Consider the following 26,018-nt stretch of genomic DNA (forward strand, 5'->3'; position numbering starts at 1 on the left):
GGCAGCTATGATCGGACGCAGCATGATCGCGGCTTTGCTGGCGGCGACCACCCTTGGAGCGCCGGCCTGGGCCGCCGGCACATCGGTTTTCCCCGTCGCGCCGGACGAACCCCATGCCGTTACGGTCAAGGCGAAGGGCGACGGCAAGGCGGACGACAGCGCGGCGATCCAGCAGGCGCTCGATCAGGCCCGCGACAAGACTGGCCATGGCATCGTCTTCCTGCCGTCGGGAACCTATCGTATCACCCGATCGCTCATCGTGCCGGCGGGCGTGCGCGTCTATGGCGTCGGGCCGACCCGCCCGGTCCTGCTGCTGGGCGCCAATACGCCGGGCTTCCAGCAGGGCGTGTCGACCATGGTCATCTTTGCGGGTGGCGACCAGTATCAGGTCGGCAAGGTGCCGGTGCCGGTGCCGACCGTCGTACCGCGCGACAAGATCGTCCGCGACGCCAATTCGGGCACCTTCTATTCGTCGATGAGCAATGTCGACATAGAGATCGGGGCAGGCAATCCGGCGGCGGCGGGCGTGCGCTTCCGCATGGCCCAACATGCTTTCCTCAGCCATATGGAGTTCCGCCTCGGGACAGCCTTTGCCGGCGTCTATCAGGCGGGCAACGTCATCGAGAATGTCCATTTCCAAGGCGGTCGCTATGGCATCGTCACGGAAAAGACCTCCCCCGCCTGGCAGTTCACGCTGCTGGATTCGACCTTCGACGGACAGCGCGACGCGGCGATCCGCGAGCATGAGGTCGACCTGACGCTGGTCAACGTCGCGATCCGCAACACGCCGGTCGGGATAGAGATCGACCGCGGCTACAGCGACAGCCTCTGGGGCAAGGATGTCCGCTTCGAAAATGTGTCGAAGGCGGGCGTCGTCATCTCGAACGAGAAGAATGTCTTCACCCAGGTCGGCTTCGACAATGCGCTGGCGATCAACAGCCCCGTCTTCGTCCGTTTCCGCGACAGCGGCAAGACGGTTGACGGCAAGGGCAAGGCCTACAGGGTCGCCAATTTCTCCTACGGCCTCGCCATCCCGGACCTGGGCCACACCGGAGAATATAAGACGGAGGCGGACATCCAGTCCCTGACCGCCCTGCCCGCCGCGCGCGAAGGCGCGATCCGCGACCTGCCGCCGATGAGCGAATGGGTGAATGTGCGTACTCTAGGCGCAATGGGCGACGGCAAGGCCGACGACACTGCCGCGATCCAGAAGGCGATCGACAGCCACCGCATCCTCTATTTTCCGGTCGGCTTCTACAAGGTGACGGACAGACTGACGCTACGCCCCGACAGCGTGCTGATCGGCCTGCACCCTGCGATCACGCAGCTCTATATTCCCGACAGCAACCCGGCCCATGCCGGATTGGGTCCGGTGCTGCCGATCCTGGAAAGCCCCAAGGGCGGCGATAATATCCTTTCGGGCCTTGGCCTTTTCACCGGCCGGATCAACCCACGCGCGTCCGCGCTGCTGTGGCGGTCCGGTGAGAAAAGCCTGGTCGAGGACGTCAAGATCATGGGCGGCGGCGGTACCCCGACCGCCGATGGCAAGATGCTGGGCGCATTGCGGGTGAACACCGGCGATCCGGTCACGGACGGACGGCTCGACGCCCAATATCCCAGCATCTGGGTGACGGACGGCGGCGGCGGCACCTTCGCCGACGTATGGAGCCCCAACAGCTTCGCCCAGTCGGGCCTGCATATCACCAACACCAGCACGCCCGGCCATGTCTATGAAATGTCGGTCGAACATCATGCCCGGAACGAGATCGTCCTCGACAATGTGCAGAATTGGGAGTTTCTGGCGCCGCAGACCGAACAGGAAGTGGATGACGGCCCGGACGCCATCTCGCTCGACATCCGCAATTCGAGCAATCTGCTGTTCGCCAACTATCATGGCTATCGCGTGACGCGCACCTATGCGCCGGAAGAAAGCGCGGTGAAGCTGACCAATTCGAGCGACATCCGCTTCCGCAACGTCCATATCAACGCCGAGAGCGGCTTCGCGACCTGCGACGACAAAGGGTGCGGCACGTTCCTGCGGGCGAGCAAATATCCGTTCGACAATGCGATCGAGGATGTGAGCCGCAAACTGTTCGTCCGCGAGCGCGAATTCGCCAAGCTCGACATCGGTGCGCCCGATCGCAAGATCGCGCCGGATTCGCCCAGCAGCGCGAAGGTCGAGAAGCTGGAAGACGGTTTCTGGTCGATCTCCGGCGCGGCTGTGGATGCCAAGGGTGCGCTCTACTTCATCGACCGCCGTTTCCAGCGCATCCATCGCTGGACCGAAGCCAAGGGGCTGGAAATCGTCCGCGACAATGCGCTCGACCCGGTCAATCTGGCGATCGACGGATCGGGCCATCTGCTGATACTGTCCTCGCTGGGCCCGAAGGGCGGCGTCTATTCGGTCGACCCGGAAGGACCGAAGGACCAGATGACTTTGATCCAGCCGACGCCGGTGCGGGCGGGCGGCGCGACGGAAACGCTGCTGCCGGTCAACTGGTGGAATAATGGGGAATTCCGCGACCAGCTCGATCACAAGACCTATGAATTCACGACGCTCGCCGAAATGTTCGCCCGCGATGTCGGTACGCCCAAGGCGAAGGAATATGTATCGCCCGACGGCAGCCTGTCCCTGCCTGCCTTCCGCACCTGGCAACAGGGGCCGATTGATCACACCGGCTGGCGCTGGTCCGATAGCCTGAACGCCAATGGCCTGATCGGCGGCAAGCCGGGCGAGCGCCTGTTCGTCACCAACGGGTCGGAGAATGTCACCTATAGCGGCACCGTGGGCGCTGGCGGGACGCTGACCGACCTCAAGCGCTTCACCAATCGTGGTGGCGAAAGCGTCGCGGTCGATGGGCAGGGTCGCGTCTATGTCGCGAACGGACAGGTCTTCATCTACGGCCCCGATGGCAGGGAGACGGGACGTATCGACGTGCCCGATCGGCCGTTGCAGATCCTGTTCGGCGGGCCGGACAAGCGGACGCTCTTCATCCTGACGCATCATGCGCTCTACACCGCAAAACCGTAAGAAACGCGCCATTCCGCCGCACCTACGACCTATGTCGTAAGTGCGGCGGAACGGGCCGAAGGATAGACAAGGGACAATCGCCCGCCATGGGCGTCCCGGTGCCGGGAGGGCAGTCGGGTATAAAAAGGGGAAGGATGAATGAACGTGCAGATCGCAATCCACCGGCACCTGACCAGCGTCAGCATCGCCGCCATGGCATCGGTGGCGCTGGCCGGCGCGGCGCAGGCGCAGAGCGAGCCTGCGCCGGCTGCCCAGACCATCGCGCCGCAGGACACGGACGAAGCGCCGCGTGCCGCCGACATCGTCGTGACGGGATCGCGCATCACCACCAGCGGCTTCAACGCGCCGACGCCGACCACCGTGATCGGCGAGGAGCAGATCGCCAACAATGCGCAGCCTAACATCTTCAACACCATCGCGCAATTGCCGTCGCTTCAGGGATCGACCGGCGCGGCGACCGGCACGTTCAGCACGTCGAGCGGCCAGCAGGGCCTGAGTTCCTTCTCGCTGCGTGGCCTTGGCCCGATCCGTACCCTGACCCTGCTCGACGGCCAGCGCGTGGTCGGCGCCAACGTCACCGGCGTGCCCGACATCAGCATGTTTCCGCAGCTGCTGGTTAAGCGCGTCGACGTCGTGACCGGCGGCGCTTCGGCTTCCTACGGATCGGACGCGGTCGGCGGTGTCGTCAACTTCATCACCGACACGCATTTCGAAGGCTTCAAGGGCAATATTCTGGGCAGCATCACCAAATATGGCGATGACGAAACCGCACTGGTGCAGGCCGCCTATGGCAAGTCCTTCATGGACAATCGACTGCATGTTGTCCTGAGCGGTGAATATGACCATGAAGGCGGTGTCGGCGCGGGCGATTTCGGCACGGACCTGGCCGGCAGCCGCGACTGGTATCGCGCGACGACGCTGATGAATACCGGTATCACCAATAACGGACTGCCGCAGTTCAATTACCGCGACTATGCGCAACCCTATCAATATGCCCGCTACGGACTGATCAACAATGGTCCGTTGCAGGGCATCGCCTTCGCTCCGGACGGCACACCTTATAATTTCCAATATGGCTCCAACGGCCAGCCGCTCGGCAACGGTCGCGTCAGCAACTGCTATCCGGGCAACAGCTTCTGCGAAGGCGGCGACTTGTCGGGCGCGCCGGGATCGGGCGCATCGCTCAAATCCAAGCTGGAGCGCATCAACGGCTATGGTCGGATCGGCTTCGACTTTGCCGAGGACAATGAAGTCTATGTCACAGTCAATGTCGCGCAGGTAAAGACCAACAACCAGCCCAGTCCCGGCTATGGTCGCGCCAGCCTGACGGTGCAATGTTCGAACCCCTATCTGCCGCAACTGGTCCGCGACCGTTGCGCCAGTGCGGGGATTACCAGCTTCGGCTTCGGATCGTCCAACGCCTCCTTCCCCGATCCGCAGGTCTACACCGACCGCAAGCAATATCGCTTCGTCGGCGGGGCCAAGGGCAAGTTCGACCTGGGCGGGACCGACTGGAATTATGACGCCTATTATGAACATGGCATCACCATTTCGGACATTAATGTCCGCGATATCGTTCTCCAGAACCGCTATGTCGCCGCCACCGATGCGATCACGCTCGACGGCGCCATCGTGTGCCGCGATCCGGTGGCGCGCGCCAATGGCTGCGTGCCCATCAACATCTTCGGCAATTTCGCGCCGTCGGCATCGGCCCTCGCCTATGTCGCCCCGCACGAAAATGGTCCATTCCAGCACACCAAGCTGACGCAGGACGTCGCCAGCCTCAACTTCTCCGGTAATCCGTTCGACCTGTGGGCAGGTCCGGTCTCGATCGCTTTCGGTGGCGAATATCGCCGCGAATTCTACCGTGTGAACGCCGATCCCTATGGCGCCGGCGTGAGCCCACTCAGCCCCAACAGCCCGGACTATCCGGCGGACCCGCTGCTCAATTCTGCACAAGGCAGCAACTGGGCCGCAGGCAACTACAAGAATGGTCGCGGCAAATATGAAGTCTATGAAGGCTATCTGGAAGTCGACCTGCCGCTGCTCGACAGCGACTCCTTGGGTCGCGCCAATCTCAACGGCGCGGCCCGCGCCACGCACTACAGCACATCCGGAACCGTCTGGACATGGAAGGTCGGCGGAACCTGGGATACGCCGCTCAGCGGCGTGCGCCTGCGCGCCGTCACGTCGCGCGACGTCCGGGCGCCGAACCTGTCGGAACTCTTCGCCGCCCCCACCGTCACGACCCTGCCCAACTTCAACGATCCGTTCCGTAACCAGGCGGTGCAGGTGTTCCAGAACGTCGTCGGCAACCCCGATCTGAAACCGGAAGTGGCCCGCAACACCGAACTGGGCATCGTGCTGGCGCGGCCGGAATGGTTGCCGGGGCTTAGCCTGTCGTTCGACTATTATAATATCAAGCTGAGTGGTGTCGTTTCGTCCCTGTCCGCGGACCAGATCGTGCGTTTCTGTTTCGACGGCAATCAGGCCTTCTGCGGGGGCTTCCAGCTTGACGGGCCGCAGGGCAGCAATTTCGTCAACGTCCAGCCCTTCAACCTGGCATCCTGGAAGACCAGTGGCTTCGACATCGAGGCAAGCTATCAGTGGCAGGAACCGCTAGGCCTGCCGGGCAGCTTCACCGTCCGCGCGCTGGGCACGCATATCCGCAAGTTCGTCGTCGATGCGGGCATTGCGGGCGTCGACCCGATCGATCAGGCCGGTGCGAACAATGGCAATACCCCCGACTGGAAATGGCTGGCCGTGCAGACCTATGACAGCGGCCGGTTCAGCTTCACGGTGCAGGAACGCTGGTTCAGCGACGGCACGTTCGGCAATCAATATGTGGTCTGCCAATCGTCCTGCCCGGTTTCGACCACAAACCACCCGACCATCGATTTCAACAAGATGAAAGGCGCCTTCTACGTCGACCTCGGCGCGACCTTCAAGTTCGGCGAGCGCTTCTCCATCTACGGCAAGGTCGATAATCTGTTCGACAAGGATCCGGTTGCCTCGCCGCAGACCAATACCGGCCTGGACATCAATCCGGCGCTCTACGACACTCTGGGCCGCATCTACCGCGCAGGTGTCCGCTTCAACTTCTGACAATCGCCACTAATCTCCCCAACCTCGTCCCGGTCCTGCACGGCCGGGACATCTTCTTTTTCGGAGCATGCCGAATGTATCGCGGATTGAGCGGAGCCTGTGCCACCGTCCTGTTATGTCTGGCAGCGGCGCAACCGGCCCTTGCCTCCCCCTCCGTCTACAAGACCGCGCCGGATGAGCCACGCGCGATAACGGTAAAGGGCGTCGGGAACGGCCGTGCCGACGACAGCAGCGCGATTCAGCAGGCGATCGACAAGGCAGCGGAAAAAGGCGGCGGCGGGATCGTCTTCCTCCCCGCAGGCACATATCGCATCAGCCGCACGCTCTTCCTCTGGCCGGGCGTGCGCATCTTCGGCATCGGCGAACAGCGGCCCGTCATCCTGCTGGGCAGGAGTACACCCGGTTTCCAGCGCGGGGTCGCCCATATGCTGATGTTCACCGGCAGCACGCGCCAGACCGACAAGGACACCCGGCCAGCGGCCTTCCCCCCGGCGGGAAGCGTGCCGTTCAACAAGGATATTGCCGACGCCAATCCCGGCACATTCTATTCCGCGCTCGGCAATATCGATTTTCGCATCATGGACGGCAATCCGGCGGCTACCGCCATCCGATTCCATTCGGCCCAGCATAGTTTCGTCAGCCATGTCGATTTCGATATCGGGTCTGGGCTGGCCGGCCTCTACCATGTCGCCAATGAGGCCGAAGACCTGCATTTCAAGGGCGGCCGTTATGGCATCCTTGCGGAAAAGCCCTCCCCTGCCTGGCCCTTCGCGCTGGTCGATGCGACCTTCGAGGGGCAGCGCGACGCCGCCATCCGCGAGCATGAAGCGGGACTGACCTTGGTCAACGTCGCGATCCGCGACACGCCGGTCGGGATCGAGATCGACCGGGGCTATGGCGACTGGCTGTGGGGACAGGATGTGCGGTTCGAGAATGTCTCGAAGGCGGGCGTGATCATCTCCAACGAGAAGAATGTCTACACGCAGGTCGGCTTCCAGAATGTGGTGGCGAGCAACACCCCCACCTTTGCGCGTTTCCGCGAAAGCGGCCGGACTGTGGCAGGCAAGGGCGTGACCTACAAGGTGACATCCTTCACCCACGGGCTGACCTTGCCGGGCCTTGGCCGCGTCGGCGAATATCGGACCGACATGCAGGCGGAGAGCATCGCCAGCCTTCCCGCGCCCGCCGGGCCGGCAATTCGTGCGCTGCCGCTCGTGTCCGAATGGGTGAGCGTGCGGACGCTCGGCGCGAAGGGCGACGACAGCACGGACGATACCGCCGCAATCCAGAAGGCGATCGACAGCCATCGGGTCGTCTATCTTCCCGCCGGTTTCTACCGGGTCAGCGACACGCTCCGCCTGCGTCCCGACACGGTGCTGCTGGGCCTGCACCCCAGCCTGACCCAGATCGCGCTGCCCGACGGCACGCCGGCCTGGGCCGGCGTGGGCGCACCCAAGGCTCTGGTCGAAAGCGCGCAGGGCGGCGATGCGATCGTCGCGGGCCTTGGCCTCAACACCAACGGCGCCAATCCGCGTGCGACCGGCTTGCTATGGAAGGCCGGCGCCAACTCGATGGTCAACGATGTCAAGTTCCAGGGCGGCCATGGTACCGACCGCTTCGACGGCAGTCGCGTCACTCCCTACAATAATAACGCCACCGGCGATCCCGACGCAGCGCGGCGCTGGGCCGGCCAATATGCCAGCCTTTGGGTGACGCAGGGCGGCGGCGGCACCTTCGCCAATATCTGGAGCCCCAGCACATTCGGCCATCCGGGCATCCTGATTTCCGATACGGACACGCCCGGTCGCCTGATCCAGGCGTCGGTCGAGCATCATGTCCGCACCGAAATCGGGCTGAATCGCGTAGCCAACTGGGAATTGCTGGCGCCGCAGACCGAAGGGGAAGCGGGCGAGAGCGGCGACGCCGTCGCGCTGGAAATCCGCAATTCGCGCAATATCCTTGTCGCCAACTTCCATGGCTATCGCGTTACTCGCACCCGCGAACCCGCGCCGGCCGCCGTGACGCTCTATAATTCGCACGACATCCGGTTCCGCAATGTCCATGTGAACGCGGAAAGCGGGCTTGGCACTTGCGACGAGAATGGTTGCGCCACTTTCCTGCGCCTGACCAAGTTTCCGTTCGAGAACAGCATAAGCGACGTCACCCATGGACTGGATGTGCGCGATCGGGAATTTGCCGTGCTCGACGTACCAGCCACGCCCGATCCGGTCACGCCCTCCACTTTCCTCGGCGGTCAGGTCGAGAAGCTGGCGGACGGCTTCCACTCCATCGGCGGCGGGGCGGTCGATGCGCAAGGGCGGCTCTATTTCATAGACCGCAAATTCCAGCGCATCTGGCGCTGGTCGAATGCGGGAAAGCTGGAAATGGTGCGCGATGCGACGCTCGATCCGGTGAACCTGACGGTCGATCGGTCGGGCAACCTGCTGGTTCTGTCATCCTATGGGCGCAACGGCACCGTCTACAGCGTCAAACCCGATGCGCCCGACAGCGAGATCAGCGTCATTGCGGCAACCTCCGTAACGTCCCATCCAGACGCCGCCACCGTGTTACCGGTCAACTGGTGGAATAATGGCGAGTTCAGGGACCAGATCGATCCGAAGACCTATGCGTTCACCACGCTTGCGGAGATGTTCGCGCGCGACATGGCGCTGCCCAAGGCGAGGGAATATGTCTCACCCGACGGCAGCGTCGCCCTGCCCGCCTGGCGTGTCTTTGCACAGGGACCGGCCGATCATCGCGGCCTGCGTTTTTCGGACTCGCTGGACAGTTATGGTTTCATCCAGGGCAAGCCGGGCGAGCGCGTCTATGTGACCAATGGATCGGAAAACCGGACTTATAGCGGGATCGTTGGAGCGGGTGGCGCGATGACCGACCTGAAGCCCTTCGCCGAGCGAGGCGGCGAGGGCGTGACCAGCGATGTACAGGGCCGGGTCTATATCGCCAACGGGCAGGTCTTCGTCCACGCCCCCGATGGCAAGGCAATCGGCCGGATCGACGTGCCCGAACGCCCGCTCCAGATCCTGTTCGGCGGCGCGGACCGCAAGACGCTGTTCATCCTGGCGCATCATGGCCTTTATGCGTGGCGAATGCCCTGAAGGCGGCCGGGGCGGATCGCTCTGGAGCGTCAGCCTGCCGGCTTCAACGCCACGCGCGCCAGCATGGCCGACGATGTCAGGTAGAGATAACCGCCTTTTGCATCGATGCAGCAATTGGCGATCGCCTTGCCGGTGGCGATTATGCCGAGCAGCGCGCCTTGCGCTGAGCAGACATGTACCCCGCCCGGCCCTGTCGCAAAGACGTGGCCATCCGGTGCGACCTTGATCCCGTCGGGCAGGCCTGGGCGCCCTTCTACATGTTGCGGGCGCATATCACGGAATTGCCTCTGACCGACGGGCAGGCCGTTCGCATCCAGATCATAAGCGACCACTTCCGGCCGTTCCTCGTCGGAGAGGGCGAGATAGAGAGTGCGCCCGTCCGGCGACAGCGCCACACCATTGGGTCGGCGATGCTGGCCATCGAGCAGCGTGACGTCTCCATCGGATGTCAGCCGGTACAGGCCATTATGATCGAGTTCGCGTAGCGGCGACGTATCGCCATCGGTCAGGCCATAGGGTGGATCGGTGAAATATATGGTGCCCGACGGCGCGATGCACAGGTCGTTGGGGCTGTTGAACCTCTTGCCCTGGAAGCGATCGGCCAGGATGGTGCGGCGACGGGTGTGCAGGTCGATGCGCACGATCGCCCGCGTCCCGCTGTCCGCCGCGACCAGCGTGCCCTTTGCGTCGATCGCCAGCCCGTTGAGACCGGCTTCACGCACGCCGGGCGGGACTTTACCCTGATAACCGGCGGGCGACAGGAAAGGTTTTGCCCCTTCCCCCTGCTTCCAGCGCCAGGCGATATTGGCGGGCGGGTCGGTGAAGATCAGGCAGTCCTGCCCCGGCACCCAGACCGGCCCTTCCGCCCAGCGAAAGCCGTTCGCCAATATCTCGATCGGGGACGATGGGTCGACGATGCGGTCCAGCGCCGAATCGATCCGCTCGATCCGAGCGACGGGCACAGCCATGCCGCGGGTCGACAGCAGTGGCAGGCTCACAAGCCCGGCGAGGACGGTCCGCCGATCGGTCAAGCGCCGATCCTGACAAAGGTCCGCTCGGCAGCGGAGCGATAGATCGCCTCGATCACGCGCAGGTCGGCCAGCCCCTCTTCCCCCGTCACGATCGGCGTGCTGCCGCCCAGGACACATTCGGCCAGATGGTCGAGTTGGCCGGCAAACTGGTTCTTGGCCGGCGACGGCAAGGTTCGAGGCGCGGTGACGCCATCCTTGCGGATCGTCATCGTCTGCCCGCTGTAGGGCGTCGCCGGTTCCATATCGATCCAGCCCTCCGTGCCGATGACGCGATAGCCATTATGCGGCGAGCTATAGCTGGAAATGCAGTTGGCGACGATGCCCGATGGGAAGCGGAGCGTGAAGCTCAGGCGATCCTCCACCGTGCGGAAGCGGGGATCGTTGCGGTCGGTGGACTCGATCGCGCTAACCTCGACCGGTTCCTCGCCGGTCAAATAACGCGCGGCATTGAGGCTGTAGATGCCAATGTCCATCATCGATCCGCCGCCCGACAAGGGCCGATCGAGCCGCCACTGGTTGGGCCGGATCGGAAAGCCATGCTCTGCCGTTATGAACCGGGTGGGGCCGACATGCCCCCCGCGCGCCAGATCGATGGCCAGCCGATTATAAGGCTCGAACCGGGAGCGATAGCCGATCATCAGCTTCTTTCCGGCCTTGCGGCAGGCGGCGATCATCGCCTCGCACTCCGCCACCGAAACCGCCATCGGCTTTTCGCACATCACATGCTTACCCGCCTGCGCGGCGCGGATGCTGTATTCGGCGTGCATGCTGTTGGGCAGCACGACATAGACCGCGTCGATATCCGGGTTATCGCGGATGCGGTCATAATCGGCATAGCTGTAGCGATGGGTCGCCGGGATGCCATATTGCGCGCCATATTGTTCCAGCTTGGCGGGCGTGCCGCTGACCAGAGCAACCAGCCGGGCATGGTCGCAGCCGGCGAAATTGGGCATGATCTGGCGCGTGGCATAGGAGCCGAGGCCGACCACCGCATAGCCGATCTTTCGCGAGGGCGCGGTCGCCGCACGCGCTGCCATTCCGGCCAGCATCATGCCGGCACCAAGGCCGCCCAGCAGTTCACGACGGGAACCTGTCGCCATGCGAACCTCCCCAGTTAAAGCATCGTGCGGAAAAGTGGGAACCGGTTTTCCGCTTAAACGATGCGACAACAAAAACTTGGAGCGTGCGGCCTGCGTCAGATTTTACGCAGCGCGCTCCAAAGCCGGATGATCAGTCGGCCGCCCGGCCGAGCGCGGGCCGCAGCCACCCCAGATTACGCGCCGCGATGGCGGCCTGGGTGCGGTTGCGCACGTTCAGCTTGCGCATCAGCGCGGTCATGTGAACCTTCACTGTGGCTTCGGCCATGCCCAGTTCATAAGCGATCTGCTTGTTGAGCAGCCCCGAATGGACGCAGCGCAACACCTTCATCTGGGTGGGCGTCAATTGCGGCTGTTGCGGTGCGCGGCGATCCTGATGATCGAGAATATCGTGCAAATCCGTTGCGAAGTGCATCCGTCCTCTCCCTGTTCGATCCGATCTGGAGTGCGCCAGCATATTGGCCCGCCGGCTACATCGGACTCGGTAGCGCTAACGATAGTAGAATCAGTCAGACAGGTTCAAGCACAATTTGGGCATATCACCTAATTTTTCTAGTGAAACGCAATTTTCTGGCTATAACCTGTCTAACAGATTTTGCGATCCCGTCGATCGAATCGCCGGATTTGCGCAGAATGAGAAAGGGGAGAGGATGACGTTACCAGCTCGTCGATCGACTTCGTTCGTGCTCAATCCGGGCAAGCGCTTGCGGCATGGGATCAGTTCCCGATGACCCCAGCGGACTATCGGCTCGTCCTGTCTGCCGTCATCGGCATCGCCCTTTCCATCGCGCTCATCATCCGGGGCCGGCTCCATCCCTTTGTCGGGCTGCTATGTGGCGCCTTCACCGTTGGGCTGCTCGCCGGCCTGCCGATGGAGGAAACCGCCAAGGCGGTGGAAAAGGGCGCGGGCGCGATATTGGGCGGTACCGGCCTGGTCGTGGCACTGGGCCTTGGCCTTGGCGCAATGCTGCAATTGTCCGACGGCGCCGGCGGCCTTGCCCGCGCAGCGTTGCGCGTGTCGGGCGTGCGCGGCGCGCCCTGGGCCAGCCTCTTCACCGCGATCGTCATCGGCCTGCCGCTCTTCTTCGAGACCGGTCTCGTCCTGCTGCTGCCGATCGTCGCGTCCGCCGCCGCCGCCCTGCCCGCCGGGCAGAATGGCGACACGGCCAAGCTGCGACTGATGCTGCCGGCGCTTTCGGGCCTGTCGGTGGTCCATGCGCTGGTGCCGCCGCATCCGGGTCCGCTGCTGGCGGTCAACGCGCTGGGCGCCAATCTGGGGCTGACGCTGGTCTACGGCCTGATCGTCGGTATCCCGACCGCCATCATCGCGGGTCCGCTGCTGGCGCGCTTCACCGCGCCCGGGGTCAAGCTCAGTCCGCCTCTGCTCGATCCGGTGAAGGTCGATGTGCCTGTGCCTTCGGTAGGCCGGGCGCTCACCGCCGTGTTGCTGCCGGTGGCGCTGATCGCCGCCGGGCAGGCCGTGGCGCTGATGCCGCCGGGTGTGGCAGCGCATTTCCACTGGCTAGGCTGGGTCAGCGATCCGGTGGTGGCGCTTCTGGTCGCAGTGCTGGTCGCCCTGCCCCTGCTGTTCGGCCGCCGCATTACCGATCGCAGCATCCAGAATGCGATCTGGACCGAGGCGATGACGCCGGCGGGCGGCATCATCCTGGCGATCGGCGCGGGCGGCGCGCTCAAGCAGGTGCTGGTGACGGCGGGCCTGTCCGACATGCTGGTGCGGATCGCGGACGGCGGGGCGATCTCGCCGCTGCTGCTCGCCTGGGGCGTGTCGGTCTGCATCCGTCTGGCGACCGGGTCCGCGACGGTGGCGACGATCACTACGGCCGGCGTGATGGAGGGACTGGTTGCCGCGTCCGGCGTGGAGCCGGAATGGATGGTGCTGGCCATCGGCGCGGGATCGCTGTTCTTCTCCCACGTCAACGATCCCGGCTTCTGGCTGGTGAAGAGCTATCTGGGCACCGACATGCCCGGCACGTTCAAGACCTGGTCGATCATGGAGACGGTGGTCGCCATCGTCGGCCTGCTGCTGGTCCTTGTCGCAAGCAGCATCTTCTAGCTAGGGAGTAGTGATGACTCCGTTAGACAGACAGGTGGCCCGATGAGCCAGGCGCGGCTTTCAGACCATGCCTATGCGGCGATCGTCGATATCATCAAGTCCGAAGGGCTGGAGGTCGGTGCGCGCCTGCCGTCGGAGGCACGACTGGCGGAGATGTTCGGCGTGTCCCGCGCGATCGTGCGCGAGGCGCTGATGCGGCTGGCTTCGGACGGCATCACCGAGGCGCGTCGGGGCGCAGGATCCTTCGTCAAGAGCCGGCCGTCCGAACGGCTGGCGGTGTTCATGTCGTCGACCGAACTGCCGACGACCCTGGGCAGCTATGAGGTGCGCTTCGTGCTGGAGGCGGAGGCGGCGCGGCTGGCTGCGACCCGCCGCACCGCGCAGGAAATGGCGCATGTCGAGGAAGGCATGGAAATGCTGCGCGCCGCCCTGCTGTCAAGCGAACCGGCCCATGCCGAGGATATGGAACTACACCGCCGCATTGCCGAGGCAACGGGCAATCCCGCCTTTCTGATCGCGTTCGATGCGCTCCACGCCGATGTCGACAAGATCATGCGCGCGGGCGTCGACATCAGCCGCTCCCGCCCACCGGAGGTGATCGCGACCATGTTGCGTGAGCATGAGCAGATCGTCGACGCGATCCGCGCGCAGGATCCGGAAGGCGCAGCGCTCGCCATGCGCTGGCATCTGTGGGAAGGACGGCGGCGGCTGATGCCCTGACGGCGGCGCCTCCGCTTCACGCCCCCCGCGTACCGTCAGACAAATTCGTCGGGTCGCGGCGTGCGTCGCAGCGACTGGCCGGCGGTTACGTCGATGCACTGGCCGGTGACGAATGCCTCGTCGCTCGCCAGCCAGAGCGCGGCGTTGGCGATATCCTCGACGGTCGAGAAACGGCCGAGCGGGATTTCCTTGAGGAAGGCGCGTTTCACCGCATCGATGGCGAAATAGCCGGCCGTCATTGCGCTTTCAGTAAAACCGGGGGCGAGGCTGTTGACGCGGATGCCCTTCTCTCCCAGTTCATTGGCGGCGACGCGGACGAGCGCGTCAGCCCCTGCCTTTGACGCCACATAGGCGCCAAGGCCCGGTGCCTGCACCAGCACCGTCAGCGAGGAAGCGGTGATGATCGACCCGCCCTGCACCATCGCCAGCGCCATTTGCTTGATGAAGAGGGCCGTTCCGACCAGATGCACATCCGACGCCTGCCGATAGGTCTCCGCGCTGGTTTCGAGGACCGATCCGCCCACCTCCACGCCGGCAAAATTGATCGCTATGTCGAGCCGGCCAAACCGATCGACTGCCGACTTGGCGAGTGCCGCCAGTTGCTGCTCCGACGTGATATCGCAGGCCATGGCGATCGCGCCGATTTGCCCGGCCACCTCCTCGACCGCCTCCATCCGACGGGCGGCGACGATCACCTGCGCCCCTTCCGCGGTGAACCGCTGGGCAGTGGCAGCGCCCATGCTTTGCGCATTGGACGCGCCCAATATAACAGCGACCTTTCCATCCAGACGAGCCATATCCCTCTCCTCAATCCTGCTTCAGATAAGGATGGTAGAGCTTTGAAGCGTCATCCCGAACTCGGTTTTGTGAGAGGTCAGTCGCGGAAGGTCAGTCGTGGGCGCCCAGCCCCAAAAAGCCAGCGGCAAAGAAGGGCACCATGCGATCGACGATGGCGTCGAGATCGCCGGACCGGATAAGACCGCCGGACTGGCGGTCCAGCATGCCGCTTTCGACCAATATATGCGTGGTCGCCGCCTGGTAGAAGAAGAATCCCCATTGCAGATCGGGCGGCGTCATTTCCGGATGCAGCGCCGACAGTGCCGAAACGAAATCGTGGATCAGGCTGTCATAATGCTGACGGAAGGGAGAGACATAATCCTCCTCCTGCGGATGGTTGGCGACGAAGGCGAGTAGGCGGATATAGTTTTTCCATCCCGCGCCGCCCCGCATGGAACGCTCCGCGATCGGTGCGATGAGCGCGCGGATGATCGCTTCGCGGCGGTCGCGGCGGCTGCCCCTCGCCTCCAGCGCCTGCGCCAGCGCGGCCGCGATGCCGGCGGCATGTTCCTCCGCCCGCCGCTCTATCACCGCGCCGAACAAGCTTTCCTTCGATCCGAAATGATAATGCGACAGCGCCAGTTGCACACCTGCTTCCGCCGCGATTTCCCGCAGGCTGACGCCATAGAAACCGCGCCACGAGAAGAGCATCTCCGCTGCGTCGAGTATGCGCGTCGCCGTTTCAGGCGCACGGCGGCGATCGACCTTGGCCGGCGCTCGACGCTTGCGCCCTGTGACTTGCGATAGGTTTCCGTCCATTACGCCATCCTGTGTGGGCCAGTTATTGACTCTCCACAAGTAGAGCGCAACATTTAGTCGATCGTTCAAGTAAAATCGCCGGGAGAGGGCAATGACGATAGAGACTCTGATAAGCCCCGAAGTGGAGGATCATGACCCGCTGGTTCGGGGCGATCCGATTACGGGCGAACGCTATTATTCCAAGCGCTGGGCCGATGCCGAGTGGGACAAGGTGTGGACCAATGTCTGGCATGTGGGCGGAATGGTGGCCGACCTGCTCGATCCGGGAGATTTCCTGACCCACAATATCGGCCGGGAGTCCGTGGTCATGCTGATGCAGGAGGACGGATCAGTCCGGGCCTTCTACAATGCCTGCCTGCATCGCGGCTATCGCCTGGCCTGGACCGAAGTCGGTGGCGCGCCTCAACTGGTGTGCGGCTATCATGGATGGCGCTACAATCCGGACGGGATGCTGGCGCATGTGCAGGATCCCGAGGATTTTGCCGGCGGATCACCCTGCGGCAAGCATCGGCTGACCGAGATCGCCTGCGAGGTGTGGGGCGGGTTCGTATGGTTCAACATGGACAGGGACGCGCCGCCGCTGCGAGAATGGCTGGGCGAGACGGTCGCCAGCCATCTGGAGCAATGGCAGATGGAGAAAATGACGCGCGTCTATGCCGTCACCTCCGACGTGCCGTGCAACTGGAAGATCATCCGCGACAATTTCAACGAAAGCTATCACCTGCCGACGCTTCACCCGCAGATTTCGACGGTCATCAATGACGATCATACCGACTGCGATTTCCGCATCCATGCCGATGTCGGCCATAACATGATGCGGATGAAGGGGTTGCAGCCGTCTGCCCGCTATCCCACCCACAACCAGTTGGACGTGCCGCTGGCGCAGGCGCTGGAATATTGGGAGCTGGACCCTGCGGACTACGGCGACAACGCCATGGCCGCACGCGAGGCCATCATCGGACAGAAGCGCGCGCTGGGCGATGCAAAGGGCTATAGCCATTATGCGAAGATGGGGGACGAGGAGATGGTGGATTATTTCCACTTCACCCTCTGGCCCAACATCACCTTCACCATGTGGCCCGACGGCGTCCAGTTGCTGCGATCGGAACCGCATCCGACCGATCCGGAACGCTGCATCTTCGATCACTGGTTTTTGGCACATCAGATCGGCGACAGTGATGTGGTGGTCGGTCCCAATGGTCCCACCGCCTTCGAACCGACGGACCGGGAGCATATCGTCTTCGGCGAAAAGACGCTGGGCGAGGTGGCCGACCAGGATATGTCGGTCGCGATCGGCCAGCAGTTAGGCCTCCATTCGCGCGGGTTTCGGGGCGGCATTCTCGCTAATCAGGAAAAACGGGTACAGGCTTTCCATGAGAGGTTGAACGACGTTTGCGGCATCCACGATTGATACCTTCTTCGCTTTTGCCCGTGCGCGACCGAGCCGAAAACGGGCCAACTGGCGGAACAGCAGAGAGGTCGATCATGCAATCCGCCGCATCACCGCAAGCTATGCCGACACGGCACGCTTGCGATGCCACAATGCAATGAAGTGGACACCGACACGTAGGCTGCGCGACGCCAGCCGATCCGGTGTTGGCGATCAAGGTGCAGCGGGGAGGCGGACGATCTTCGCCCCTGCACATCCCGCAATGTCGATTGCCTCGGTCACTTTTTGTGAAAACGATGTTTACAGGCCGGTACTTCAGTGCAGCATCCGCCGTAACGTAGGGATCAATCTCAACTCAAGCGCTGGCTTCGGAATAAGGGGCGCTGCAGGATGCTCTCGGACTGCGGAGTCATAAAAGGCTCCCGAGCAAAACAAGTAAGGAATGCCATAGAGATCGAGATCATCGGCAAGGAGGCCAACCTCCCCCTGCCCCAGGCGAATGTCCAAAACGGCTCCCGCCGGCATTTGCCGGGCGAGCGCCTCCATCCCGTCAACCAGAGAAGCATAGGGACCATCCACGGCATAATCAGCCTGCTCCAGCATGTCGGCGATCGCCGCCGCGACAACAGGATCGGCCTCCACCAGCAATATCCGGGGGCCCATCACCTTACTCCAACCCGAAATGAGCGCGATAGCGCTCAAAACAGCGCGCGCCACAGTGGAGCCGGATGAGCGCGCCTTCTGCCATGGCCTTCGCGCGGCGCGGGTCTTCCGCAATCAACGGGCGGATCGCCTCATCATTCCAATCCCGGCTATGCTTGATGTCGAGCACCGCGTGCAGATCGAAATAGCGACGCTCCGAACCTGACAGGCCGATGCGTCGCAAACCTTGGGCGGTGTACGCAGATCGATCCGGCGCGGTAAGTTCGATCACACCAAGGGCGCCAACACTATGCCACGCATAATGACGCGAGGAGGCCATCGCCGTCATCGCATTCGCCAAAGCCAGGCTTTCCCAAACAGTATGTTCGATCCGCGTATCGAGTTGGAGAACGTCAACCAATTGGCCGAGCATGGGACCGTGCATCCCCTTGGCATTACCGCGACCCATTTCGTCCCAATAATTGCGCGCCATTTCCAGCTTGGCGCGTGGCGGCAGCTTTACCTGCGTCATCGCCACCAAATCGTCGAAACCCGCCTCGCCAGCAGCCTCTTGCGAAAGAAACCAGCGTAGATCATTTCGGTCGGCTTCTTCGGCCAGCCATGGGAAAAGCCGATCATGCTGCCCCGGCCCCTTGGCTCTCAAATCCTCGAACCAAATAATGAAGCCATCGGGATCACTCGGCGCTTCAGCGGCCTCCCCGGACACCTGACCACGCAATTCTTCAATAAAGCCAAGCTCCAGTCGTAACATGCTACGATCGCGGTCGAACTGCGACGCAGTCGCTTCCGCAGGAAAGGCCGGCGCCAGTCTCCGTCGGTTCCAACGGCTCAGTTCTTCCTGAAAATCCTGTCGAAGGAATTGCGAGCCGTCATATTCAAGCTGAGTAGCCACAGATAAGCCTTCCAATTTTGGGTATATCAAAAAAATGCCGCAGGCCGCTGCACGTTCCTGAAAATCACATTAAAAAGGATCAAGTTCAGCTGCCTGATATCCATATGTCGCTGGAACCAGTCTGGAACGACCGATGCACGATCTTCATTGTCTGCTTCTGAAAAGGCTCCACGCCATGACCGTGCAGGCCGATAGGCTCTAACCTTGGACACCGCGATGGTTTTTGCAGATTTGCTCCGTAATCGCAGGCGGGACCGTTTGACGGCCGATGACCTCGACGCGCTGGAGATGACCGTGTCCGACATCCGATCCCTGCCTGCACGCAGGACGATGATAGCCCGCAACGATCCTGTCAGGATGAGCACCTATCTGATCGAAGGTTTCATGTGCCGCTATATGGACGACCGGCAAGGCGCGCGGCAACTTGTCGCTGTCCATGTCGCGGGGGATTTTGTCGACCTTCATGGTTTCCCTCTGGGCCATCTCGATCATGATCTTGCCACATTGACCCCTTGCAAGGTGGCGCTTGTGCCACATAGCGCGCTGGACAACCTTATGGTCACGCGCCCGCACCTGGCCAAATTGCTCTGGTTCAGCACGTTATTGGATGCAGCCATGCATCGAGAGTGGATTTTTCGACTCGGTCGTCTCGACGCCATCGCGCGCGTCAGCCATTTCTTCTGCGAAATCGAAGCGAAACTGCGCGCTGTCGGGCAGAGCGACGGGGCGCATTTTCAACTACCCATGACACAGGCGGATCTAGGCGAGGCTTGTGGCATCACGCCCGTACACATGAACAGGATGCTACGTGAGCTAAAAGATCGGGGCCTCATGGAAATTAGTCGCAATCACATATACATAAAGGATCCTATTGGCCTCGCTCAGCTCGGTGAATTTGATCCTTCCTATTTATTTCTGGACGCACGAAACTGACGGAACAGATAATTCTGGAGCTTCGCAACGGGAAGTGCTGACTCAAGCGGCCGTTGAGGTTCGGCAAAATAGCGGGAAAGCCCGCCAGCGGCTTTTCGCGGCGCCGTTGCAATAGAATGTATCGCAGCCTGTCTGTGTCATAACCCTTCGAGCAAGCCGGCGACCTGTAGATCGTTAGGCCACGGAGTGAACGGCGCGCTTGCCTTGGTTTCAACCAGATATTGGGGATTTTCCTTGGACGCGGCAATCTTGTACGTCTTTATGGTCGTGGATTCCATCAACTTCCTGACTATTTCGCCATGCGCCTCGCCACATGGCTCTTCCAGTTCACCTTGTCACCTTGCTTCAAGGATTTGGTCATGTCTGAATCCCTCATCCGTTGATAATCGTTCCACCATTGGGGTGAAGTACCTGTCCCGACATGTAGCTGCTGTCGTCGCAAGCCAGGAACAGGAAAGAAGGTGCGACTTCATTAGGTTGTCCGGGGCGACCCATCGGCGTGTTTTCGCCGAAATGATCGAGCTTGTCGGGGCTCGCGCCGCCGCAGGGGTTAAGCGGGGTCCAAATTGGACCGGGTGCCACCGCGTTTACGCGAATGCCATCGCCAACGAGGTTTTCCGACAGGGAACGGGTGAAGGCTGTGATTGCGCCCTTGGTCGAGCTGTAATCAAGCAGTTCCTTGCTGCCCTGATACATGGTTACGCTGGTGCAGTTGATGATCGCTGCACCGGATTTGAGATGCGGACGTGCGGCCTGGACCAGGAAAAACATGCCGAAGATGTTGGTCTGGAAGGTTCTTCGCAATTGCTCCTCCGTGATGTCAGCAATGTCCTTATCGGGATGTTGCTCACCGGCATTGTTTATGACCAGGTCAATGCGCCCAAACACGCTCAGCGTCTTGCGCACGATTTCCTCGCTGAAATCCTTGATCCCGATATCGCCTCGGATTGTGATCGCCTTGCGGCCCTCGGCTTCAACGATGCGCTTGGTTTCGGCGGCATCATCATCTTCGAGAAGATACACAATCGCAATGTCAGCGCCTTCGCGCGCGAACAACGCCGCGACCGCACGGCCGATCCCGCTATCCGCACCCGTAATGACCGCAGTTTTGCCTGCGAGGCGATCCGACCCCTTGTAGCGGGGCTTCCACTCCGGTTTCGGGTCCAGCATGCTCTCATGGCCTGGCAATTGGTCTTCGTTAATCATCTGATCATGCTCTGCCATCGCATATCTCCTTCTCGCTCACACAACACTCACCGCGCAGAAGAGTTCTGTTCTTTGAGGCCAGATGACGACCAGGCCAGGATTTCCGTGAAAAGGCTGATGTCGGTCAGGGGGACGAATTAGGGTCTGTGCGGGATGACCCGGACCAAAGCTTTCGTCGGAACAGGCGCGACGACCGAGCATTGCCACTATCACCCGACGTCTTATGCCGGGCGAGTTCTCTCCGCCCAAGTAAGACGATCGACACACATGTTTGGGCTAGTGAAACGAAGGGCTGATACTGGCGCAAGAAAATCGGTGCTATTCGAGCAACGCCCAATGAAGCGTTGAATATCATCGCGATCGGAAAGCCCTACGGCATCTATCCGACTTTGAAGTGGCCACCGACGACACGGTTTTGATCAACCACTATCCAGATGCCGGGCCCGCATCAGCGCTTCCGCATCGGGCGCGCGCCCCAGAAAGGCGCGAAAAGACTCCATTGGATCGCGACTGTCGCCTGCGGCCAAAATTTCGTCGCGGAAGCTTGCGGCGAGCTGCGGATCGAAAATATCGCCTTTCTCGACAAAGGTCTCAAACGCATCAGCATCGAGTGCCTCGGACCAGGCATAGCTGTAGTAGGCGGCAGAATAGCCACCGTCGAAGATATGGGTGAAATAAGGGAAGCGGTGGCGTAAGCCGACTGCGGGCGGCAAGTCTAGTCCACCCAGTTCAGCTTCGACAAACGCGCGCGGGTCCGCCGCCGCCGCCGGCTGCTGGTGGACGGCGAGATCGACCAGTGAACAGCCGATCAGTTCGACAGTGGCAAAACCCTGGCCATAGGCTTCCGCCTTGCGGATCGCGATGATCAGATCTTCGGGCACACCCAAGCCAGCCAGCACTTCCCGGCTGACGATCCAGTTTTCCATGAACTTGCTGGGGAACTCCACGAAATCGCGCGCGACCGCTGTGCCTGACTGGCTGGGATAGGTAACGCGGGATAGCAAGCCGTGCAGTGCATGGCCGAACTCATGGAACAGGGTACGCGCCTCGTCGATCGACAGGCGGGTCGCACCGCGATCAGGCGGCGGCGCAGCCGCGAAATTGGCGACCAAATAGACGACCGGACGGACGTCTCCGTCCATCGCTTCCTGCACCCGCAGACTGCCCATCCAGGCGCCGCCATGTTTTTCCGGCCGCGCCAGATAGTCGGTAAAGAGCAGGCCAACCGCGCCGCCGTCCTTGTCCGTGACCTCCCAGGCAGAGACGTCGGGATGATAGCCGGCAATGTCGGCACGCCGGGTGAAGACTAGACCATAGAGGCGCGCGGCAGTATCGAACGCCGCCTGCCGCACTGAGTCGAGCCGCAGATACGCCGCCACTGCCGCGCCGTCCAGCGCATAACGGGCGCGGCGTACCTGTTCAGCGTAGAAACGCCAATCCCACGGCGCGAGGATGAAATCGCCGCCCTCCGCATCGATCAGCGCCTGCAACTCCGCCGCTTCCTCCGCCGCGCGTCGCTTTCCCGGTTCCCAGAGTTGGCGCATCAAGTCTGCCGCTGCTGCAGGATCATGCGCCATACTATCTTCCAACGCATAATGGGCGTGGTCGGCATAGCCAAGCAGCACCGCCCGTTCCTGCCGCAGCGCCAGCGTTTCGGCGATGATCGGCCAATTGTCGTACGCCCCGCCGTCGCAGCGGTCGGTGAAGGCCCGCCAAAGCATCTCGCGCAGGTCGCGTCGCTGCGAAAAGGTAAGGAAGCCCTCATAATCGGTGCGGTCGAGCGTGACATGATAGCGGCCAACATGCCCTCTCGCCGCGGCACGCGCCGCCGCAGCGTCACACATAGCGGGAGGCAATCCTACCAGATCCTCCGATCCCAAATCCAGTACACAAGCTGCCGTGGCGGCTAGCACATTCTGCCCAAATTGCACCGACAAAGCCGACAATCGCGCGTCGATGGCGGCGAAACGTTCCTTGTCGGTCGGCGGCAGCGCAGCGCCGCCCCGCAGAAAGCCGGCATGGCTGCTTTCCACCAGCCGGATTTGTTCCGGGGTAAGGCCGCTCTCATGCCGGGCGGCATGCACCGCGAAGATGCGCGCGGCCAGCACTGCATTGTGGCTGATCGCGACCGAATGGGCGCTGAGCAACGCCGACATGTCCCCCTCAATCGCCCGGATGCCCGACGTTCCCTGCGCAGATGACAGCGTCCAGAACAACCGCCGCAGTCGGGCCAGCGCCGCACCCGACCGCTCCAGCGCTGCTATCGTGTTGTCGAAAGTCGCGGACACATCCTGCCCGGCGATCGATGCAATCTCCGCCTGGTGCCAGCTAATCGCAGTCGTCAGCGCCGGCAGAAAATCCTCCTCCTGCACCTGCGCGAAGGGCGGCGCGCCAAGTGGCCCATCCCAAGGTTGCAGCAACGGGTTCGCGAGCGGATCAGTCAAGGGAGGCAACCTCGTCGGTATGGACCTGGAACCGCACCAGATTTGCTTTGCCAAAGGCGGTCGTCAAGGCAACATCGGTAGCATCGCGGCCGCGCGCCATCAGAATGCGACCAATCCGCGGCTGGTTGTGCCTAGCGTCATGGGTGTACCATTCGCCATCTATATAGACGTCGAACCAGGCGCTGAAATCCATCGGCGCGTCCACCGGAGGCACGCCGATATCACCCAGATAGCCGGTGCAGTAGCGCGCGGGAATGTTCATGCAGCGACAGAGGGTAATGGCAAGATGGGCGAAATCCCGGCACACGCCCTGCCGTTCCTGATAGCCGTTCCAGGCGGTCTTGTCAGACCGGGCATGATGATAGCCAAACTCGATATGATCGTGGACAAAGTCAACGATCGCATCCACCCGGTCGCGCGCAGTGGCCAGATGACTGAAATTGGCCCAGGCGACGTCCATCAGCCGGTCAGTCTCGCAATAGCGGCTGCCAAGCAGGAAAGGCATTACCGCGTCAGGCAGTTCCTCCACAGCCATCTGCGGGCTATCGGGCGCACGCCGGTCCGGTTCGCCACTATCCTCGATCACGAAGTCACAGGACAGAATGACATTGCCGGGCGGAATGGTCAGCCGGGTCGCTACATTTCCGAACCCGTCCTCGAAATGATAAAGCGGGATGTCGGGGCTGGCCATCAGTCGCTGGGGCGTGCGCAAATCCTGATGGCGTGACGGATGCAGGCTCAGCATCGCCATCATCGCCGTTCTTTTTTCGGCGCAGAATTCGATATCATAACCGCAGCGGATCAACATATGGTGGTCTTTCCTGAAACGCCGCCGATGCGGCTGTTGATGGCGCCATGGCCTATGATAGGAAACTGGTCCGGATCAGCGCGTTGCACGTCGACGCTCACTTCCATGCCAAGGAAGCTGGCGGGCAGGCCGAACCAGGTGCCCGACAGCGGCAAGGCCTGATAGGGATCCCGCGCGATCGCCACACGAATGAGGCCGCGATTGCCAATGATGCCATTGGTTGGATCAAATTCGACCCACCCCGATCCGGGCAGGAAGATGCGCACCCAGGCATGTGTGTTGCCGCCGCCGACTACGCCTTCGCGCCGCGAGGGGTTATAGACATAGCCCGACACAAAGCGCGCGGCAAAGCCCAGCGCTCGCACCGCCTCGATCATCAGCACAGCGAAATCGCGACAGGTGCCCTGCCGCCTGTGCAGTGTCTCGATCGGCGACTGGGTGCCTTTCTCATGCCGCGAAACATAGGTGAAGTCGCGCTGGATGCCGGTCGCGATCCGCGTCAACAGGTCGACCGTGCCCGTGGAGCCGTCATTGCTGATAAAGTTCCGCGCCCAATTGTCGATCACCCGTTCCGGGTCCAGATATTGCCGCTCGATCGACCGTAGCAGGTCAGGCATGTCCTCCGACGAATAGGTGAAGGGGAAGAGCCGAGCATAGGGTTCTACATCGACCTGCTGTTGCGCCAGCGGCGCATGTTCAAGCGTCGCCTCACTGGTGACGACCAGGTGCGAGGCGCTTTTTTTGAACAAGGCGATGGCTACGGAGTTTCCAAACACATCGTGCAGCCAGCGCAGTTCGCCGGGTTCGGGATCGATGTCGAGCCGAGCGGACAGCAGTCGTTGGTCGAAAGCCTCGCGCGGGCGCATCATGATGCGATGCTCGCCGAGCGACACTGGCTGCTGGTAGTGATAGGTCGTGACGTGATGGATCGTCAGCAGCGGCATGAAAGGATGATCCCGATGGCCGGAGAGGCAGCGAACTTATTGGGGCCGGACGATCCGGCGCCGTTCGTAATCGATAACGCGGAAGGCCGCTCGCCGTTCCTGCTGATAGGGGACCATGCCGGATCGGCTATCCCCGCGACCCTGGGAAATTTGGGCCTTTCCGAGATCGACCGGACACGGCACATCGCAGTCGATATCGGCGTACGGGGTTTGGGACGAGCGCTGGCGCACCTGCTCGATGCCCCTTTTATCCATCAACCTTATTCGCGTCTCGTCATTGACTGCAATCGCGATCCAACGCGCGGGGACGCCGTGCCAGCCGTTTCAGATGGCAGCCGAATAGCGGGGAATGAGGATTTGAACGACGAGGCTCATGAGGCTCGATTGCGTTATATTCATTCCCCGTATCATCAAGTAATCAGCGCGGAGATCAACCGCAGGCTGGCTGATGGGCGCGCCACGATACTCCTCGCGCTCCACAGCTTTACGCCCGTCCTTGATGGCTATTCTCGTCCTTGGGACGTGGGAATTTTACATTGGCTGGGGCAAACCGATTTCGCCAGAACAATGCTGCGGCTTTTCGAAGAAGACATAACGCCCTGTGTGGGTAACAACCTCCCCTACCGGATGGATGCGACCGACTATACAATTCCCTTCCATGCATTTCCGATTCATCTTCCATATGCTGAGCTCGAAGTGAGGCAGGACCTCATCAGCGATAGAGCCGGGCAGAATCGCTGGGCGGCCCAAATCCAAAAGGTCGCAGAAACTGCTCATGCCCTCTTATATTCGGCCGGAGAGAAAAGCTCATAAATGTTTATTTTAGCGATATGAAATCGAATGATTACTCCATTGCGCACACCACATTTTCGCTTGGTGGGATTTTCCGTATGGAGCGACCTCTTGTCTGCCCGATTTGCGAGCCCGCAAGGCGACGTATCTGTTTCCGGCTAACACGTCGTCAGACC

Annotated in this window: 20 protein-coding genes; 8 read left to right on the forward strand and 12 right to left on the reverse strand. The window is 62.0% G+C overall.

The annotated features are described in order from the left end of the window. The first annotated feature begins 7 nt into the window (after positions 1-7). The 3 genes from VMR39_RS05835 (at position 8) to VMR39_RS05845 (ending at position 9,252) form a co-directional block, all read left to right on the forward strand. Entirely contained in the window at positions 8-3,031 is a 3,024-nt protein-coding gene (locus VMR39_RS05835; protein WP_325415057.1) for a glycosyl hydrolase family 28-related protein, read from the forward strand. A 138-nt stretch (positions 3,032-3,169) separates the two neighbouring features. Beyond that, positions 3,170-6,136, forward strand: coding sequence for a TonB-dependent receptor plug domain-containing protein (locus VMR39_RS05840; protein WP_325415058.1), 2,967 nt, complete (start codon positions 3,170-3,172; stop codon positions 6,134-6,136). A gap of 74 nt (positions 6,137-6,210) precedes the next feature. Continuing rightward, positions 6,211-9,252, forward strand: coding sequence for a glycosyl hydrolase family 28-related protein (locus tag VMR39_RS05845; RefSeq protein WP_325415059.1), 3,042 nt, complete (start codon positions 6,211-6,213; stop codon positions 9,250-9,252). Between the two features lie 29 nt (positions 9,253-9,281). On the opposite strand, the gene VMR39_RS05850 is transcribed toward VMR39_RS05845, so the two are convergent. The 3 genes from VMR39_RS05850 to VMR39_RS05860 form a co-directional block, all read right to left on the reverse strand. Further along, entirely contained in the window at positions 9,282-10,283 is a 1,002-nt protein-coding gene (locus tag VMR39_RS05850; protein WP_325415060.1) for an SMP-30/gluconolactonase/LRE family protein, read from the reverse strand. Continuing rightward, positions 10,280-11,383 (reverse strand): Gfo/Idh/MocA family oxidoreductase, encoded by a 1,104-nt coding sequence (locus VMR39_RS05855; protein ID WP_325415061.1) that lies wholly within the window; start codon positions 11,381-11,383, stop codon positions 10,280-10,282. The genes VMR39_RS05850 and VMR39_RS05855 overlap by 4 nt, the downstream gene beginning before the upstream one ends. Positions 11,384-11,513: 130 nt before the next feature. Further along, positions 11,514-11,795: a response regulator transcription factor gene (locus VMR39_RS05860; protein WP_325415062.1), complete on the reverse strand. Its 282-nt coding sequence runs from the start codon at positions 11,793-11,795 to the stop codon at positions 11,514-11,516. 312 nt (positions 11,796-12,107) lie between these two features. On the opposite strand from VMR39_RS05860, the gene VMR39_RS05865 reads away from it, so the two are divergent. Further along, the gene (locus tag VMR39_RS05865; RefSeq protein ID WP_325415063.1) at positions 12,108-13,454 is read left to right on the forward strand and encodes a gluconate:H+ symporter; all 1,347 of its coding nucleotides are present in this window, start codon (positions 12,108-12,110) and stop codon (positions 13,452-13,454) included. Between the two features lie 42 nt (positions 13,455-13,496). Next, entirely contained in the window at positions 13,497-14,174 is a 678-nt protein-coding gene (locus tag VMR39_RS05870) for a FadR/GntR family transcriptional regulator (RefSeq protein WP_325415064.1), read from the forward strand. Positions 14,175-14,209: 35 nt separating this feature from the next. On the opposite strand, the gene VMR39_RS05875 is transcribed toward VMR39_RS05870, so the two are convergent. Together VMR39_RS05875 and VMR39_RS05880 are read right to left on the reverse strand one after the other, a co-directional pair. Further along, positions 14,210-14,971, reverse strand: a complete 762-nt coding sequence (locus VMR39_RS05875) for an SDR family oxidoreductase (protein ID WP_325415065.1) — start codon at positions 14,969-14,971, stop codon at positions 14,210-14,212. 91 nt (positions 14,972-15,062) lie between these two features. Then, positions 15,063-15,770 carry a TetR/AcrR family transcriptional regulator gene (locus VMR39_RS05880; protein WP_325415066.1) on the reverse strand — a complete coding sequence of 236 codons (708 nt, stop codon included), beginning with the start codon at positions 15,768-15,770 and terminating at the stop codon, positions 15,063-15,065. A gap of 91 nt (positions 15,771-15,861) precedes the next feature. Here VMR39_RS05880 and VMR39_RS05885 point away from each other — a divergent pair, with 91 nt between their 5' ends. Further along, a complete protein-coding gene (locus VMR39_RS05885; RefSeq protein ID WP_325415067.1) occupies positions 15,862-17,181 on the forward strand; it encodes an aromatic ring-hydroxylating dioxygenase subunit alpha in 1,320 nt (439 codons plus the stop codon). Between the two features lie 294 nt (positions 17,182-17,475). Here VMR39_RS05885 and VMR39_RS05890 read toward each other — a convergent pair whose 3' ends face one another. Both VMR39_RS05890 and VMR39_RS05895 read right to left on the reverse strand, forming a co-directional pair. Further along, the gene (locus tag VMR39_RS05890; RefSeq protein ID WP_325415068.1) at positions 17,476-17,823 is read right to left on the reverse strand and encodes a hypothetical protein; all 348 of its coding nucleotides are present in this window, start codon (positions 17,821-17,823) and stop codon (positions 17,476-17,478) included. Between the two features lie 4 nt (positions 17,824-17,827). Beyond that, positions 17,828-18,715 (reverse strand): iron-containing redox enzyme family protein, encoded by an 888-nt coding sequence (locus VMR39_RS05895; RefSeq protein ID WP_325415084.1) that lies wholly within the window; start codon positions 18,713-18,715, stop codon positions 17,828-17,830. Between the two features lie 216 nt (positions 18,716-18,931). Here VMR39_RS05895 and VMR39_RS05900 point away from each other — a divergent pair, with 216 nt between their 5' ends. Continuing rightward, positions 18,932-19,648: a Crp/Fnr family transcriptional regulator gene (locus VMR39_RS05900; protein ID WP_325415085.1), complete on the forward strand. Its 717-nt coding sequence runs from the start codon at positions 18,932-18,934 to the stop codon at positions 19,646-19,648. A 137-nt stretch (positions 19,649-19,785) separates the two neighbouring features. Here the strand turns inward: VMR39_RS05900 and VMR39_RS05905 are convergent, their stop codons facing one another. From VMR39_RS05905 to VMR39_RS05925, 5 genes are all read right to left on the reverse strand, one after another. Further along, positions 19,786-19,926, reverse strand: a complete 141-nt coding sequence (locus VMR39_RS05905) for a hypothetical protein (RefSeq protein ID WP_325415069.1) — start codon at positions 19,924-19,926, stop codon at positions 19,786-19,788. 94 nt (positions 19,927-20,020) lie between these two features. After that, positions 20,021-20,872, reverse strand: a complete 852-nt coding sequence (locus VMR39_RS05910) for an SDR family oxidoreductase (protein ID WP_325415070.1) — start codon at positions 20,870-20,872, stop codon at positions 20,021-20,023. Between the two features lie 401 nt (positions 20,873-21,273). Next, positions 21,274-23,298 (reverse strand): M3 family metallopeptidase, encoded by a 2,025-nt coding sequence (locus VMR39_RS05915; RefSeq protein WP_325415071.1) that lies wholly within the window; start codon positions 23,296-23,298, stop codon positions 21,274-21,276. Further along, positions 23,291-24,106, reverse strand: a complete 816-nt coding sequence (locus VMR39_RS05920) for a transglutaminase family protein (RefSeq protein WP_325415072.1) — start codon at positions 24,104-24,106, stop codon at positions 23,291-23,293. Before VMR39_RS05920 ends, VMR39_RS05915 begins: the two co-directional genes overlap by 8 nt. Then, complete coding sequence (locus VMR39_RS05925) at positions 24,100-25,050, reverse strand: transglutaminase family protein (protein WP_325415073.1); 951 nt, start codon at positions 25,048-25,050, stop codon at positions 24,100-24,102. The genes VMR39_RS05920 and VMR39_RS05925 overlap by 7 nt, the downstream gene beginning before the upstream one ends. Before the next feature lie 15 nt (positions 25,051-25,065). On the opposite strand from VMR39_RS05925, the gene VMR39_RS05930 reads away from it, so the two are divergent. Beyond that, on the forward strand, positions 25,066-25,863 hold the full coding sequence (locus VMR39_RS05930) for an N-formylglutamate amidohydrolase (protein ID WP_325415074.1): 798 nt from the start codon (positions 25,066-25,068) through the stop codon (positions 25,861-25,863). Positions 25,864-26,018: the final 155 nt, after the last annotated feature.

The organism is Sphingobium sp., from assembly GCF_035511395.1.
Lineage (GTDB): Bacteria > Pseudomonadota > Alphaproteobacteria > Sphingomonadales > Sphingomonadaceae > Sphingobium.